The organism is Arthrobacter sp. Y3223065, assembly GCF_059090885.1.
The window spans coordinates 268,444-283,379 of the sequence record NZ_JBNHGC010000002.1 but is presented as its reverse complement, the minus strand read 5'-3'; the positions used below and the strand labels follow the sequence as shown (position 1 = coordinate 283,379).

Annotated in this window: 13 protein-coding genes; 6 read left to right on the top strand and 7 right to left on the bottom strand. The window is 69.7% G+C overall.

Features of this window, described 5'->3' with window-relative positions; all coding sequences use genetic code 11:
- The first annotated feature begins 42 nt into the window (after nt 1–42).
- From AC5RUK_RS06215 to AC5RUK_RS06205, 3 genes are all read left to right on the top strand, one after another.
- A complete protein-coding gene (locus AC5RUK_RS06215; RefSeq protein WP_494151662.1) occupies nt 43–861 on the top strand; it encodes a basic amino acid ABC transporter substrate-binding protein in 819 nt (272 codons plus the stop codon).
- A gap of 77 nt (nt 862–938) precedes the next feature.
- Nucleotides 939–1,724 (top strand): amino acid ABC transporter permease, encoded by a 786-nt coding sequence (locus tag AC5RUK_RS06210; protein ID WP_493989469.1) that lies wholly within the window; start codon nt 939–941, stop codon nt 1,722–1,724.
- A 4-nt stretch (nt 1,725–1,728) separates the two neighbouring features.
- Entirely contained in the window at nt 1,729–2,484 is a 756-nt protein-coding gene (locus AC5RUK_RS06205; RefSeq protein ID WP_494151661.1) for an amino acid ABC transporter ATP-binding protein, read from the top strand.
- A gap of 6 nt (nt 2,485–2,490) precedes the next feature.
- Here the strand turns inward: AC5RUK_RS06205 and menD are convergent, their stop codons facing one another.
- The 3 genes from menD to AC5RUK_RS06190 form a co-directional block, all read right to left on the bottom strand.
- Nucleotides 2,491–4,317 (bottom strand): 2-succinyl-5-enolpyruvyl-6-hydroxy-3-cyclohexene-1-carboxylate synthase, encoded by a 1,827-nt coding sequence (menD, locus tag AC5RUK_RS06200; protein ID WP_494151660.1) that lies wholly within the window; start codon nt 4,315–4,317, stop codon nt 2,491–2,493.
- Nucleotides 4,318–4,387: 70 nt separating this feature from the next.
- Entirely contained in the window at nt 4,388–6,460 is a 2,073-nt protein-coding gene (locus AC5RUK_RS06195) for a PhoX family protein (protein WP_494151659.1), read from the bottom strand.
- 329 nt (nt 6,461–6,789) lie between these two features.
- Entirely contained in the window at nt 6,790–8,211 is a 1,422-nt protein-coding gene (locus AC5RUK_RS06190; RefSeq protein ID WP_494151658.1) for an HNH endonuclease signature motif containing protein, read from the bottom strand.
- Nucleotides 8,212–8,213: 2 nt separating this feature from the next.
- Between AC5RUK_RS06190 and AC5RUK_RS06185 the strand changes: the two genes are divergently transcribed.
- Nucleotides 8,214–8,555, top strand: a complete 342-nt coding sequence (locus tag AC5RUK_RS06185; protein WP_494151657.1) for a hypothetical protein — start codon at nt 8,214–8,216, stop codon at nt 8,553–8,555.
- Between the two features lie 689 nt (nt 8,556–9,244).
- On the opposite strand, the gene AC5RUK_RS06180 is transcribed toward AC5RUK_RS06185, so the two are convergent.
- Nucleotides 9,245–10,276, bottom strand: coding sequence for an o-succinylbenzoate synthase (locus AC5RUK_RS06180; RefSeq protein WP_494151656.1), 1,032 nt, complete (start codon nt 10,274–10,276; stop codon nt 9,245–9,247).
- Between the two features lie 67 nt (nt 10,277–10,343).
- Between AC5RUK_RS06180 and AC5RUK_RS06175 the strand changes: the two genes are divergently transcribed.
- Nucleotides 10,344–11,255 carry a phosphatase PAP2 family protein gene (locus AC5RUK_RS06175; protein ID WP_494151655.1) on the top strand — a complete coding sequence of 304 codons (912 nt, stop codon included), beginning with the start codon at nt 10,344–10,346 and terminating at the stop codon, nt 11,253–11,255.
- Between the two features lie 75 nt (nt 11,256–11,330).
- Nucleotides 11,331–11,903: a GNAT family N-acetyltransferase gene (locus tag AC5RUK_RS06170; protein ID WP_493989476.1), complete on the top strand. Its 573-nt coding sequence runs from the start codon at nt 11,331–11,333 to the stop codon at nt 11,901–11,903.
- A gap of 52 nt (nt 11,904–11,955) precedes the next feature.
- Here AC5RUK_RS06170 and AC5RUK_RS06165 read toward each other — a convergent pair whose 3' ends face one another.
- From AC5RUK_RS06165 to AC5RUK_RS06155, 3 genes are all read right to left on the bottom strand, one after another.
- Entirely contained in the window at nt 11,956–12,819 is an 864-nt protein-coding gene (locus AC5RUK_RS06165; protein ID WP_494107570.1) for an MBL fold metallo-hydrolase, read from the bottom strand.
- A 143-nt stretch (nt 12,820–12,962) separates the two neighbouring features.
- Entirely contained in the window at nt 12,963–13,178 is a 216-nt protein-coding gene (locus AC5RUK_RS06160) for a hypothetical protein (RefSeq protein WP_494107569.1), read from the bottom strand.
- 167 nt (nt 13,179–13,345) lie between these two features.
- The gene (locus AC5RUK_RS06155; RefSeq protein WP_494107568.1) at nt 13,346–14,935 is read right to left on the bottom strand and encodes a dihydrolipoamide acetyltransferase family protein; all 1,590 of its coding nucleotides are present in this window, start codon (nt 14,933–14,935) and stop codon (nt 13,346–13,348) included.
- Nucleotide 14,936: the final 1 nt, after the last annotated feature.

Here is a 14,936-nt window from a genome sequence, read left to right as displayed (position 1 = left end):
CTACACTTAAGCCGGATTTCCAACGAGACAAAGGTAGTAACTATGCGCAAAAACGCATCCAAGGCGGTCCAGGGGTTCTCCCTCCTGGCCGTGGCGGCACTCGCTTTGACCGCGTGCGGTGGTTCGGACGACGCCGGCGGCAACGGCAGCACCGGCAGCCCCGGCGCGGGATCCGAACTCCCCCTGGTCCAGCCGGGAACGCTGACCGTCTGCTCCGACATCCCCTACCCCCCGTTCGAGTTCGAAGAGGGCGGCGAATACACCGGCTTCGACATCGACCTGATCACGGAAATCTCCTCGGAGATGGGCCTTGAAGTCGCCATCCAGGACGTCGGTTTCGACGCCCTGCAGTCGGGTGTCACGCTCGCCGCCGGCCAGTGCGACCTCGGCGCCAGCGCAATGACCATCACCGAGGACCGCAAGAAGAACCTCGCCTTCTCCGACCCCTACTACGACTCGCTGCAGTCGCTGCTGGTCCCGAAGGACTCCGACATCAAGGCTGTGGGCGACCTCTCCGGCAAGAAGGTCGGCGTCCAGCAGGGCACCACCGGCGAGGCCTACACCCGGGAGAACGCACCGGAGGACGCCGAAATCGTCGCCTTCCCGTCCGATGCCGAGATGTACCAGGCCATCCAGGCCGGCCAGGTCGATGCGTTGCTGCAGGACCTGCCCGTGAACATCGGCCACACCGAGGACGGCAAGTTCACCATCGTCGAGGAGTACAAGACCGACGAATCCTACGGCTTCGCGGCGAAGAAGGAAGGGTCCGAGGCGCTGATCTCGGCCGTCAACGATGCCCTCTCGACGCTGCGCGACAACGGCAAGTACCAGGAAATCTACGACAAGTACTTCACCGAGTAGCAGGCCCTCCGGCCCCCGTTCCCGTGCGTCAGCAGCGGGAACGGGGGCCGCCGACTTACAGCTGGAAGGCATCACCAGTGAAACCTTCGACCCGCCGCCGGCTTTTCCGCGGGGTCCTTTACGCGATCTTCATCGCCGCCGTCGCCGCCGTCATTCTGGCGGCCGATTGGCAGGCGATCCGCACGAGCTTCTTCAACCCGGAAGTCTTGAGCGAGCAGTTCCCCACCATCATCGTCACGGCGGCCAAGAACACCGTCGTCTACACTGTCATCGCCTTCATTGGCGGCCTGCTTCTGGGCCTCGTTTTGGCGCTCATGAAGCTCTCGCCCGTGGCGCCCTACCGGTGGGTGGCGACGGCCTACATCGAGCTGTTCCGCGGCCTGCCTGCCCTGCTGGTGATCTTTGGCTTCGCCTTCGCGGTCCCCATCGCCTTCGGATGGCGCCCACCGGGTGGCAGCGCCGGGGCCGGACTGATCGCCCTGATCATCGTGTCGGCCGCATACATGGCGGAAACCATCCGGGCCGGCATCGAGGCCGTTCCGACAGGCCAGCGGGAGGCGGCCCGCTCGCTGGGCATGAACCCGAGCTGGACCATGGTCTCCGTGGTGCTGCCGCAGGCGGTCCGCATCGTCACGCCGCCGCTGACCAATGAGCTGGTCATCCTGATCAAGGACACCTCCCTGCTCTTCATTGCGGGCATGGCCCTGGGTGAACGCGAGCTGACCACTTTTGCGCGCGACGGCGTCTCCCAGTTCGCCAGTCCCACGCCCCTGGTCGCCGCGGCGCTCATGTACCTGATCATCACCTTGCCGCTCACCCAGCTGGTCGCCTGGCTGGAGAAGCGCAACAACAGGAGCCGGTAACCCCATGACTGAAGAATCCCTGCGCCAGGACAGGCCGGCCATCGAGGTCAAGGACCTCTGCAAGAACTTCGGCAACAACGAGGTCCTCAAGGGCATCGACTTCCATGTAAACCAGGGCGAAGTGGTGTGCGTGATCGGGCCCTCGGGCTCCGGCAAGTCCACCTTGCTGCGCTGCGTGAACCGCCTCGAGGAGCCGACCAGCGGCACCGTCCTGGTGGAAGGCGTGGACATCACCGATCCGGAAACGGACTTGGACCGGGTCCGCACCCGGATCGGCATGGTGTTCCAGCAGTTCAACCTGTTCCCGCATTTGAATGTCCTGGACAACCTCACCCTGGCCCAGCGCCGGGCCAAGAAACGCGGCAAAACCGAAGCCATGGAAGTCGCCCGGAAGAACCTGGAGAAGGTAGGGCTGGCAAACCGCGAGAACGCCTACCCCGCCCAGCTCTCCGGCGGGCAGCAGCAGCGGGTGGCCATTGCGCGCGCGTTGTCCATGAACCCGGACATGATGCTTTTCGACGAGCCCACCTCCGCGCTGGACCCCGAACTGGTGGGCGACGTGCTTGAGGTCATGCGCAAGCTGGCCGACGAAGGCATGACCATGATGGTGGTCACGCACGAGATGGGCTTCGCCCGGGAAGTGGGTGACCGCGTGGTCTTTATGGACGGCGGCGTGGTGGTGGAGCAGGGCAAACCCGAGGACGTGCTGGCCAACCCGCTGCACGAACGCACCAAGGCGTTCCTCTCGAAGGTCCTCTGAGCAGGCTCACCCCAACAGACGGGCGGTGGCGGTCGCGATGGCGGCCGCCACTTCCGCGTGCACGGCCCGCAGCCGGCTTCGGTCGGTGCGGACCTCCACCACGCTCCGCCCCGCCACCGGCTCGGAGAGGACGGCGTCCAGCTCGTCCGCGTCCTTGACCAGCCGGTGCCGGACTCCGTAGCCACCGGCCAGCGAGGCAAGGTCCGCGCGGTGCGGGGTGCCGAAGAGGCGCTCGACGGCGGAGGTGAACGCCGCGTGCTCCCCCACCTTTCCGTGCTCCAGGGTCGAGAAGATCCCGCCGCCGGAATCGTTGACCACCACGATCTGCAGGTCGGGCTCGGGCTCCCCGGGTCCGAGCAGCAGCGACCCGGCGTCGTGCAGGAAGGTCAGGTCACCCATGAGGGCCCGGGTCCCGGTCCTTGCTCCCAGCGCGATGCCCGCCGCCGTTGCCACCGTGCCGTCGATGCCGGCCACCCCTCGGTTGGCGTGCACGAAAGCGTCCGGGATGTCGATGGGCGTTCCGGCCAGGTCCACATCCCGGATCGGGTTGGACGAACCGAGCACCAGCCGGCCGCGGGTATTGAGCCAGACCGATCGCGCGATGCGCAGGCCCGTCAGCTCCGGTTCGGCGTCCAGGCGTTCAATCAGGGCCACATCGGCCGCACCGGCGGCCTGCCGCCAGAGCCGCAACCACGCGTGGGGCCCTTGGCCGGAGAAAATCGACAGGTCCCCCGGCTCGGAAATCACCCGCTCGCGGCGGCGTCCGGGCTCGAACCAGGCCACCGGTTCCGGCTGGAACAGCGCGGTCTGGACGTCCTCGCGTGCCAGCAGGGCGGACACCGGCCGCGAGAGCGTCGGCCGGCCAAAGACCACGACCCGTTCGATTTGCGTCCCGAGGTGGCCCAGCAGCAGGCGGTAGGGGCCGATGGCGTTGGGGCCGAACCTCGCGTTGGAGGACGGTTCGGCCAGCAGCGGCAGCCGGTGTGCACGCGCGAAGGCTTCGGCCCTTGCCCCGGCACCGTGGCCGGCCACGACCACCGTGCGGCGTTCCTCGGTCGCGTGGACCGGCGGTTCCGCCAGGCCCGCGGGCCAGCTGATGATCCGCTCAGGTGCCGTCGCCGCGGTTGCCGAGGCACCGCCGTCGTCCGTTGCCTCCACCGCCGCCGGGGCGGGGTCCGTATCCGTATCCGTATCCGTATCCGGGAACAGCGGATCCCGGAACGCGAGATTGATGTGCACGGGACCGACCGCGCCCTGGTGCACCACCGTTTCGGCCGCCGTTGCGGCGGCGCTTGCCGCCGACGGCGTGGCCGACAGCGCGCGCAGGTCGGCCGTCGCGGCCGCCGGGGCCGGCGGGATGCCTTTCGCGTTGAGGAGGCTGGTGCGGATGGCGTCCGTCGGGTCGTCTCCGGCCGGGATGTCGACGGCGGAGCGCACGTGGATGCCGAACAGGCCGGGCTGCACGGTGGTTTGGTTGGCGCCGGTGCCGCGCATTTCGGCCGGGCGGTCGGCGGAGAGCACCACCAGCTCCACGCCGGCGTGATTGGCTTCCATCACCGCCGGCAACAGCTCGCCCACTGCCGTTCCGGAGGTTGTGACTACCGGGACCGGGCGCAGCGAGCCCAGCGAGAGCCCGAGGGCGGTAAACGCCGCGCCCCGCTCGTCGATGCGCACATGCAGCCGCAGGTCACCGTGTGTTTCCGCCTCGGCGAGCGCGTACGCGAGCGGAGCGCTGCGCGAGCCCGGCGCGATGACGACGTCGCGCACTCCGCCCCAGACCAAGGCCTTCACGGCCAGTCGGGCGGTTTCCATCGAGCTCAGCTGCGCAGTCACCCCCTCATGGTAAGCAGACGGCCGCGCCCCGAGGGACGCGGCCGCCAGGCCTTCCGCCAGCGTTGCCCGACTAGCGCTTGATGTGCCCGTTCTTGCCCTTGAACATCTGGATCACGGCCGGTCTGGGCAGCGCGGCGTCGCCCCGCTTGGCGCGGCGCCCGTCCCCGACGTAGTCCGGGAACAGCGAGCGCTGGGCACCCCAGCTGCCGTCCTCGCCCGGGTGCTGGACGGCGACGAACACCAGGCCGTCGTCGTCGTGGATCAGCGGGCCGCAGGTCTCGGCATCGATCGGAACGGCCATGAACTGCTCCACCTTGCCGCGTTCCTGTCCTTCCAGCGTGACGCGGAAGAGTGCGTCGTTGCGCTGGATGGTGCCGGGCTGGCCATCGGTGGAGACCCACAGGTTTCCGGCCGAATCGAAGGCCAGGTTGTCCGGGCAGGAGATCGGCTGCACCTGGTCCGCCGGGTAGCCGCTGAAGTAGACCGAATCGTCCACTGCCGGATCGCCCGCCACCAGGATCAGCTGCCAGGTGAACTCGGTGGAGGTCTGGTCACCGGTCTCGGTCATTTCGACGATGTGGCCGTGGCGGTTGTTGGCCCGGGGGTTCGGCTCGTTCACCTGCGCGCGGGTCCGGGCGGTGTTGTTGGTGCAGGCCATGTAGATCTTGCCGGTCGCCGGGTTGATCTCCACGTCCTCCGGGCGGTCCATCTTGGTGGCACCCATGGCGTCGGCGGCGAGCCGGGTGTACACCAGCACCTGGTCGATCCGCATGCCCGGCACCAGCGACTCGCCGCCGCGGGTCAGCTGGATCCAGTGGCCGGTGCCGTCGAACGCGCCGTCGGAGGGCAGCACGCCGGAGCCGTCGATCTGGTTTTGCGGGGAATTGCCCTTGAAGCTGGCCACATAGAGGTCACCCTCGGTCAGCAGGGTCATGTTGTGCTTCTTGTCGCCCTCGCGGTAGGTGCCCTTGGAGACGAACTTGTACAGGTAGTCGAAGCGCTCGTCGTCGCCCGAGTAGGACACCGCGTGGCCGGAGGCGGCGATGGTCACGTTGGCGCCCTCGTGCTTGAACCGTCCCAGGGCGGTGTGCTTGCGCGGGGTGGAGGTGGGATCGAACGGGTCCACCTCCACGATCCAGCCGAACCGGTTGTCTTCGTTCCTGCCCTCGGGCCGGTCGGTGTCGAAGCGCGGTTCCGGGATGTGCCAGCCGCGCGACGGGTTGGCGCTGGTCAGGCCGTAGCGGCGCTGCTCGGCGGTCGGTGCCGACACCTTGAAGTACTGGTTGAAGTTCTCTTCGCCCGAGAGCACGGTCCCCCACGGGGTGGTGCCGCCGGCACAGTTGTTCTGCGTGCCCAGCACGATGCGGCCGGTGGGATCGGCCTGCGTCTTCAGCAGGTCCGAGCCGGCGGCCGGCCCGGTGAGTTCGTATGCTGTGTCCATCAGGAACCGGCGGTTCAGCCTGGCGCCGCGGACGTAGGTCCACGGCTGGCCCTTGCCCTTGCGCTCCAGCTCCACCACGGACAGGCCGTGCGCGGCCATGGCTACCTCGCGCTGGCGCTCGACGGGCATGTCCGGCGGGAACATGATGCCCTCGTTGGTGTACTCGTGGTTGGCGAACAGGACCGCACGCTTGCCATTGCTGCCCGGGATCTCGATGATGTCCAGGTAGTCGTTGTTGTAGCCGAACTGGCCCGACTGGGACTCCTTGGTCTGGTTCTCCGGATCGAACTCCGGGGTGTCGTGGAACAGGGGATCGCCCCAGCGGATCACCGGATCCCAGTTGTAGCCCTTGGGCACCACGACGTCGTCCACGTTGTTCGGCACGGCCTGGATGCCGTCGAACTTGAGCTTGCTTGGGTTGCCCGGCCCGCGCCCGGTCTTGGCGGCCGGGGCCAGCCCAACCTGTGCCTCCGCGGCCGCCCCGCCGCCGAACATCAGCGCCAGCGCGCCGGCGCCGCCCAACCCCATCATCCGGCGGCGGGAGTATTCGGCGGAGACGATGTCCCGGAAGTAGTTATTGTCCGAGGTGTTGCAGACGCCCTTGGCACAGGCGCTGTCACACTTGAGCGCGCAGGTCACGGCGCTGCGTTTTCCGGACACATGGCCCAGCATCGGCAGGTAGCGCTTCTTGGTTTCGGTCACGTCTTCACCCTCTGCTTAGAACTGTCGGATCGTCCTCCAGTGTGGCGATCGAAGTCGACCGGCAGGCCGAGCAGTGGTGAATTTTCGGCCAACGGCAGGCAAAACACCTTGCCGGGCGGTTCCCTGGCGGGAGGCTTCAGGTTTTCATGGCGAGGCTTCAAGTTCTTCCACGGCTCCATCCGGTGGAATCGGCCCGTGCCCGGCAAGGACCCCGGACTCCTGGTGCATCCCAGCAGCGTGGTCGTGACCAGCATGCCCGGACCCGCGACACCGTTGCCGGCTGCAGAAGTGCCACCCGAGAAGCGTTCAGGTGCAACGCAGCGCCGGTGTCAGAATGGGGGCGGCGCATTGGGATCGGTGTCCCCGTCGTCGGGCAGTTCGATGCCGCCCAACGTACGGTGGGGCTTCCGATCCCCTGCGCCGCCGGTGATGGCTCCGCCGCCGGCGGCCTCTCCGGCCGCATCTGCGGCGCCGTTGGTGTTGTTTCCGCTTTCGCTGCCGCCGTCGGTGTTGTTTCCACTTTCGCTGCCGCCGTCGGTGTTGTTTCCGCTTTCGCTGCCGCCGTTGGTGTTGTTTCCGCTTTCGCTGCCGCCGTTGGTGTTGTTTCCGCTTTCGCTGCCGCCGTTGGTGTTGTTTCCGCTTTCGCTGCCGCCGTTGGCGGCGGCTTCCGTTTCCTTTGGCCGGGGCAGGAGGGTGCCCCAGCCCTCGTCCGGATGGGTGGTCTTGCGGTGGCCGGTGCGCGTGGTCCACGTGATCTCGCCGTGTGGCCCGGCAGAGGCCCGGACGTGCCCGCCGGTCTTCGCCGCATGATGCGCGCTGCACAGGCACTGCAGGTTCTCCAGCACAGTCGGACCGCCGTCGTCCCACGCGAGGACATGGTCGATCTCGCAATACCTGGCCGCCCGGCGGCAGCCAGGGAAACGGCAGTGCCGGTCCCGGACACGGACCAGCCGTTTGAGCCATTCGGGCGGAATCCGCAGTCTCCGGGCGGCCGCGATCGCCTGACCATGGTCGTCGGTGAGCACCAACAACCAGGATTTTGCCAACTGGGCCAGCCGCCGTCCCATATCCGGTGGAATCGGCCCGCGCCCGGCCAAGTCCCCGGGCTCCTCGCTGAGTCCGAGCAGCGTAGTCAAGGGCATCGTGACCAGCATCCCCGGCCCCGCACTGGCGCGGTCACCGCTGCCGCCGGGCGCCTGTGCCGCGGCCGGCGCTGCCGGTACCGTGTCTTCCGCCTTCGCGGTGTTCGCGGCGTCAGCCAGGCCAGTGCCGTCGGCCAGCAGCAGGTCGGTGAACACGTCGGCGCGCAGCTGCGGCAGGGTCCTGGCCTCGCCGGGGCCTTGGAGGGAGCGGGCCGTGGCCTGGATCCGGTCGAAGACCAGGTGCGCCTTATCCGCGCTGGTCCGGATCCACAGTTCGGCCATCCCGTCGTCCTGGTCCGTCAACTGCACGTCCCGGGACTCGTTCGCCCGCCGGTGCCGCTCCGCCAAGGAGTCCGGGTGCAGCCTGTCCCGCATCCGCCGGGCCCGCGATCTCACTGAATCCAGCGTGACGTCCCCGGCGCCGGGCAGCACAGCGGCTTCGAAGTCCTGCAGGCATTCCGCCGGCAGGTCGGCGGAGCCGCGGGCCAGCGCTTTCGCGCGCGGCAAGTCCAGGTCACCGCGGCCCATCGCCTCGAGAGTGCCCGGCAGGTGCGAGCAGATGTGCCGGGCATCGGCCAGCATGGCCCGCGCCGCGGCATCCCCGTGCACAGATGCGCCGAAATCTCCTGCGGCGCGAACCGGGAAAAGCCTTCCGGGTCGCAGTCGGCGCCAACGCCGGGACGAAGCCGGGCGAAGCGGCCCAACGCCTTGACCTGGCAGGACTGCACCCACGCCTCCACCCGCGCCGCGGCCAAAAGATAGTCCATGGTCTGCGCGTCATCCAGATCCGCCGGCTCCACCACCGCCAACAGGCCAGCCAGCACGGCAGGCACGCCCACGCCACCCTCGGGGACCACCGGCTCGCCCCCGGTGCCCTCCGGCACCAGCGGAAGGCCTACACCGTCCTCCCCGGTCCCGGCCGATGGCAGCCCGGCGCCCAATCCCTGAGCTGATCCGGCGTCCTCGGGCAGGGATACCTGCCCGGCGCCCGTAGCTTCGTTTGGGGAAGAAATCCCTAGAGGGTGGGCGGAGTCGACGGCGGCAGACGCGCCCAGGTCAGCTGCCGCCGGAAAGAATCCGGCGCCATCAGGCCTGATGCCATAACGTCGCAGCAGCGCCGCTGCCACCACCTGCTGCAGCAGCGCTTCCAGCAGGGAACTGTCCGGACGCGAGGGCACACCAAGGTCCATCACCAGTCCCTGTCCCGGAACCGGCAACCGAAGCTCGCCGCCCTCGCCGTCCATATCCTCACGCTACCGGCCGCCTCGGACAGTTTGAGGGGCTCGTCCTGACGCCAACAGTGCACGGAATGGGCACGTCCAGACTGCGCTCACCGGACGATTAAGCCACGCATTCGACCTGGAGCGGCCTGGCGTGTGGAAACGGGCCGCGGCCCCTGAGATTGATCTGGGGCTGCGCCGCGCAGGGCCCCGCGGCACACGTCCGCACACGTCCGCACACGTCCGCACGCGTCGGCACACGTCGGCACACGTCCGCACGCGTCGGCAAACGTCCCGAGCATAGGCACGTCACCGCTCCAGCGACCCCTTAGGCGTGTGCCCACGGCACTGGCGCTCCCCCGCCCCTACTTCACGGCCCCAGCAGCCGGTGCGTCCGCGCCAGCCGTTCCCCCGTCCCTACGTCACCGCGCCAGCAGCCGGTGCGTCCGCGCCAGCCGTTCCAGCCACCACTGCCGCCGGTCCTCGGGCGCAGCAAGACGATCCAGCAGGTCCGCGTCCGGCGCCACGTCGCGCACCGGGAGGCGGCCGGCGACCGGCACCAGAGGCTCCGTCGCCACGTCGGCGTCCATCAGGGACACCGTCGCCAACCCGCAGGCATACGGAAGTTCCGGCAGCGCCGCCGCCAAGGCCACGCCGGCACGGATTCCCACGGAGGAGTCCAGGGCGGAACTGACGACGGCGGGGAGCCCGGCTTGGGCGACGATCTCCAGCGCCCGCCGCACGCCCCCGAGGGGCTGCACCTTGACCACGATCAGGTCGGCGGCGTCTTCGCGGGCCACCCGCAAGGGGTCGGCCGCCTTTCGCACGCTTTCGTCGGCCGCGATCGGGGTGGCGATGCCGCGCCGGCGCAGTTCGGTCCGCACGGCCCGCAACCCGGCGATGTCGGCGACCGGCTGCTCGGCGTACTCCAGCGAGTACCCGGACAGCCGGGTCAACGCCTCCACAGCCGTGGGAACATCCCAGCCGCCGTTGGCATCCACCCTCAGGGCAGCGTGCGGGGCTGCGGCACGCACGGCCGCAACGCGGGCCACGTCCTGGTCGATGCCTTGACCGGTCTCGGCAACCTTGATCTTCACCGTCTGCGCACCGTCGTAACGGGCCAGCACGCCGGGTACTTCCGCCGGCGCCACCGCGGGAACCGTGGCGTTGACGGGGACGCTGTCCCGGACCGAGTCCGGGAAACCCCGCCAGCCCGCCTCCACCGCGGCCGCCAGCCACGCGGCGGCTTCGGCGTCGTCGTACTCGAGAAAGGGCGAGAACTCCGCCCAGCCCGCCGGGCCCTCAAACAGCAGCACCTCACGCTGCATCACCCCGCGAAAGCGGACCTTCATCGGCAGCGACACCACGCGCGCGGTGGCCAGCAGGTCGGCGAGGTCGGGGAGCTCCGGCCGGTCGGAAAGCCCGGGAACATCGGGAATCTGGTGCGGTGTCATCAACTCCAACTGTACGGCCGGCCACCCTTCCCGGAAGCTGTCAGCATTGTGTGCGACCCTAGAACCGATGACTCCGCAGCGTTCCCGTGTCCGTTCCCGGCCCGCGTCCAGCCGTCCGGCCGCGCACGCTCCCGCCCTGTTCTGGCTGGGAGCACTGCTGTGCGCGGGAGCCTTTGTGCTGAACTACTACGCCTTCGTCCGCACGACCACCGGGCAGTTCGCCGACGAATCGGCCTGGGCGGAAGCGGACTCCGGCTGGCGGCTGGGCCGCGGCGTTTTCCTGGACTTCCTGGACCTGCTGCCGGATATCTCCGTCGCCGTGGCGGCCGTCGTGTTGCTGGTGGCAGCCTTGGTACGACGCCGGTGGGGGCCGGCCGTGGTCGGCGTGGCGGTGGTCGCGGCGTCGGCGGCGACCACGTGGATCTTGAAGAACCTCATTCTGGACCGGCCCGACCGCGGCGTGCCCACGCTGGAACACAATTCGCTGCCGTCGGGGCACACCACCATCGCGACGGCTGCCGCCCTGGCCATCTTCCTGGTGGTCTCGCCGCGGTGGCGGCCGTTCGCTGCGGCCGCGGGCGGCTTGTATGCCGTGCTGGCCGGTGCCGCTACCTTGATCAACGGCTGGCACCGCCCGGCGGACGTCGTGGCGGCTTTTTTGGTGGCCGGCTTTTGGGTGCTGGCCGCCGGCCCGGTCGTGCTGCGGCGCGGCAGCGACTGGAACATATGGTCCGGCTACGGCAGCTTCTGGGCGGCGTCCGCCTGGTGGCCCCGGCTGTGCTGGCTGCTGGCCGTGCTGGGCATCGCCGCCGCCGCGGGACTCTACCTGCTCGCGCAACAGGCCGGCGCGGCACCTGTCCCCGGCACCGGCAGGCTCCCGTTGTTCTTCTGGGCCGGCATGGGCCTGATCACCGGCACCGGCATGCTGCTCAGCGCCCTGCTGACCTGGCTGTTCGGCCTCCAGTCGCGCCGGCATTGAGTCGCCGGCGGGAACGGTAGACGCGGCGCGGCCCGGAGCATTGCCAGCGCCGGATGGTGGTGGCAGGGTGATCCCATGGCCATCGAGGTGCGTCCGGCAACGGTGTTCGGCGATGTGAAGACCGTGCTGGGGCCCAAGCGCGCCGATGCGAACGTCTGCTGGTGCCTCAGCTATCGCCTACCGTCGAAAGACAACGCCTCGTTGCGGGGGCAGGATCGAGGGGCCCTCGTCGAGCGCTTGTGCGGACAGGACCCGCCGCCCGGGGTGCTCGCCTACGACGGCGACGAGGTGGTCGGCTGGGCCGCCGTGCATCCCCGCGCCGACACAGCGTTTGCGCGCAACCGAAAGATTCCGCACGTGGACGACGTCGACGTGTGGTCGGCGTGGTGCATCCGGGTGCGGCCTGGGCATCGTGGCAAGGGGATCTCGCACCACCTGCTCGCGGGCGCCGTCGACCTTGCGCGCGGGCATGGTGCCCCCGCCGTCGAGGGATACCCGGTCGACAACGAGGGCCAGAAGGTCGACTTGACCATGGCCTACGTCGGCACCCGAAAGCTCTTCGAACAGGCCGGCTTCACGAAGGCGGCAGACACCGACTCGGTGCTGAACGGGTTCCCCCGCGTGCTCATGCGGCTGGACCTGGACTGACGCCCCACTCCCCGACGCCGCACACCCCGCCGCCACTCCCCGCCGCCGCCGCTCACCGGGTGGCGGTGAGGCGCTGCAGCAGGGCGCGGGACTGCGCGGGGCCGTAGGGCAGGATGGGGATGGCCTTGGTGGAGTCTGCGGGAGTGTCGCGGTTGGCCTGTTCGCCCATCCGGACGGCCAGGGTCATGGTCTCGCACATGTTCTTCACGAAGGCGTCGCTGACGGTCTGGCCGTGGCCGGGCACCAGCACATCGTACTCGTGCCGCAACCCGGAAATCCGGCGCAGCGTTTCCACCCAGTCGCGCGGGTAGGAATCTTCGAAGGCGGGCGGGGCGCCTTGCTCCACCAAATCGCCGGCAAAAAGCGTGGTGGGCGAACCGACCAGCAGGTCGCCGTCGGTGTGGCCGCGGCCCAGATGGAAGAGTTTGACGCTGACTTCGCCAAGATCGACGGTGGTCTCCGCATCCACCAGCTTGTTGGGCATCTTGATCCCGATATGCTCCCCGTCGGCGGCCGCCATTTCCGGTTCCGTCGCCCCGACTGCCTCACGCTGGAGCACGCCGTATTCGGCCATGTCGTGCGCGCAATTGCGGTGCGCGTAAAAGTCCTGCACGCCCTGGGCCGCGAAGTAGGCGTTGCCAAAGACGTGGTCGTAGTGGAAATGCGTGTTGACGACGACGAGCGGCAGCTTGGTCAACGCGCGTACGGCCGCGTAAATCCGCCGCGCCTGTCGCGGCCCGGCACCGGTATCCACCACCAGGGCCTTCTTCCTGCCGACGACGAGCCCGGAGTTCAGCAGGTACTCCCGCGTCCTGATCACGTAGTTGCCGGGTGCCACCTGCTCGCATTCCGCCGGCTCGCCTGACTTGTCCGCCGGCTCGTTGGCCTTGTCCACTGATCGGGCGGCATCACTCATCCGGCCGTCACCCTCCATCGCGTCGAACCCCGGCCGCGCGGACGGCGCAGCCTGATCCTGCTACGGTACCGTGCCCGCCCGTCGGCACACCCGGCCACCAGACCGCGGCCACCGGCGGCGGTCTACTGTCGAGCGTCCCGCGCTCAGGCTTCGTGGACGGAGCGAAGCACCTCGCGCACCTCGCCGAACGGCACGGAGTCGTCGACGTACGCCTGCACATGCTTGGAGCCCATGCCACGGACCAACACGCCGTGTTCCCCTTCGGCAGCCGACTCGAGGAAGGCCGGCCGCAGCGCCTCGGCATGGTGTGCAGACAAGCGGGAGAGGTACTTTTTGTACGTCTCTGGCAGAGTGACCATGCCCTAAGGGTAGCGCCGCCGGGACGGGCCAGCTAGGAGAAAATTTCGGGCCGTCCGCAGGCCGGACCCGACTCCCGGCGGCCGGTTCGGGCGCCGCCGTGCGCCTCGGCCAAAGGCCAACCCCGGACTCCCGCCGGCCGGTTCGGGCGCCGGCCGGCGGGGAGACGCTACAGGTCGGCGAGGACGCTGGCGGGGTTTTCGATGGCGTCCGCGACGTAGCGCAGGAACCCGCCGGCGGTGCCGCCGTCGCAGACGCGGTGGTCGAAGGCCAGCACCAGTTCGGTGACCTTCCGGACGGCCAGCTGTCCGTCCACCACCCACGGCTTGTCGATGATCCGGCCGACGCCGAGGATCGCCACCTCGGGGTAGTTGATGATCGCGGCGCTGCCGTCCACACCGAACACGCCGTAGTTGTTCAGCGTGAAGGTTCCGCTGGTCAGCTCGGCCGGCGTGGCCTTGCCGTCGCGGGCGACGGCGGTGAGCCGCCTGATCTCGGTGTCCAGCTGGCGGGCGCTGAGCCGGTCGGCGTTGCGCACACTCGGCACCATCAGCCCGCGGTCGGTCTGGGCGGCGAAGCCCAGGTTGACGCCGTCGAAGCCGACGATCTCTTCGCCTTCCACCCGGGTGTTCAACTCCGGATATTTGGCCAGCCCGGCCAGCACGAACCGGGCGATGAAGGCCAGCAGCCCGGGCGTGTTCTCCGGATCGCGGCGCTTGAGGTCGGCGCGCATCTGCAGCAGGGCGGTGGCGTCCACGTCCACCCACACGGTGGCCTCGGGGATCTCGCTGCGGCTGCGGGACATCGCCTGGGCCACGGTCTTCCGCACGCCCTTCATCGGTGTGCGGGTGGCGATGCCCAGGCCGGTACGGGCGTCGGTGCCGGCGGCAGCCGCCGCGCGAACCTCAGCGCGGTCGCCTGCCACCCCGCTGGCGGGGGCCGCGGCATTGGCCGCCTCGTTCGCGGGGGCCGGGGCGCCGGCCAGCGCGGCCTCCACGTCCTTGCGCAACACCATGCCGTCTGCGCCGGTGCCGGTGATGTCGGTCAAGCGGAGGCCGGCGTCGCGGGCCAGCTTGCGGACCAGGGGCGAGATGACCAGCGGGGCCCGGCCACTGCCGCCGGGCGCGGATTCCTCCCGCGTTTCCGCCGTCGCCGGGGCGGCCACGGGCGCAGCCGCCGCAGGTGCGGCCGCCGGGACGGCCGCAACCGCCGGCGGGGGCGGGAAGGTGGCCGCGGCAACGCGGCCGGTCTTCGGCTTGCGGGTGCGCTTGGACCCCGCCGACCCGCCGGGTGTGCCGTAGCCGATCAGCACGTTGCCCGACCCGGACTCCGAGGGCTCCTGGATTCCGGCCCGCTCCTCGTTCCGGTAGGCCTCGCCGGCGGGATGGGCGGCGCCTGCCCTCGCGCGGTCCGGGTCCGGAGCATCTCCCGCCGCGACCGCGGCGGCAGCCTCCCCCGCCCGGGGTGCCTGCGGCGCGGGCCCAGCGGCAGCCGGGCCGCCGTCGTCGTGCACGTAGCCCGGCGCGTCCACGGAGATGAGGGGCTTGCCCACGTCCAGGGTGTCGCCGGCGGCCCCGTGCAGCACCGCGACGGTCCCCGCGAACGGGCTGGGCACCTCCACCATGGACTTGGCGGTCTCCACCTCGGCCACCGGCTGGTCCACGCGGATCTCGTCGCCCACCTTGACCAGCCAGTTGACCAGCTCGGCCTCGGTCAGGCCTTCGCCGAGGTCGGGCAGTTTGAATACCTGTCGCGACATG

Coding starts and splice junctions, on each gene's coding strand:
- AC5RUK_RS06215 (WP_494151662.1), top strand. CDS start 43: ATGCGCAAAAACGCATCCAAGGCGGTCCAGGGGTTCTCCCTCCTGGCC.
- AC5RUK_RS06205 (WP_494151661.1), top strand. CDS start 1,729: ATGACTGAAGAATCCCTGCGCCAGGACAGGCCGGCCATCGAGGTCAAG.
- AC5RUK_RS06185 (WP_494151657.1), top strand. CDS start 8,214: ATGCGCCGAAATCTCCTGCGGCGCGAACCGGGAAAAGCCTTCCGGGTC.
- AC5RUK_RS06180 (WP_494151656.1), bottom strand. CDS start 10,276: ATGACACCGCACCAGATTCCCGATGTTCCCGGGCTTTCCGACCGGCCG.
- AC5RUK_RS06175 (WP_494151655.1), top strand. CDS start 10,344: ATGACTCCGCAGCGTTCCCGTGTCCGTTCCCGGCCCGCGTCCAGCCGT.
- AC5RUK_RS06170 (WP_493989476.1), top strand. CDS start 11,331: ATGGCCATCGAGGTGCGTCCGGCAACGGTGTTCGGCGATGTGAAGACC.
- AC5RUK_RS06165 (WP_494107570.1), bottom strand. CDS start 12,819: ATGAGTGATGCCGCCCGATCAGTGGACAAGGCCAACGAGCCGGCGGAC.
- AC5RUK_RS06160 (WP_494107569.1), bottom strand. CDS start 13,178: ATGGTCACTCTGCCAGAGACGTACAAAAAGTACCTCTCCCGCTTGTCT.
- AC5RUK_RS06155 (WP_494107568.1), bottom strand. CDS start 14,935: ATGTCGCGACAGGTATTCAAACTGCCCGACCTCGGCGAAGGCCTGACC.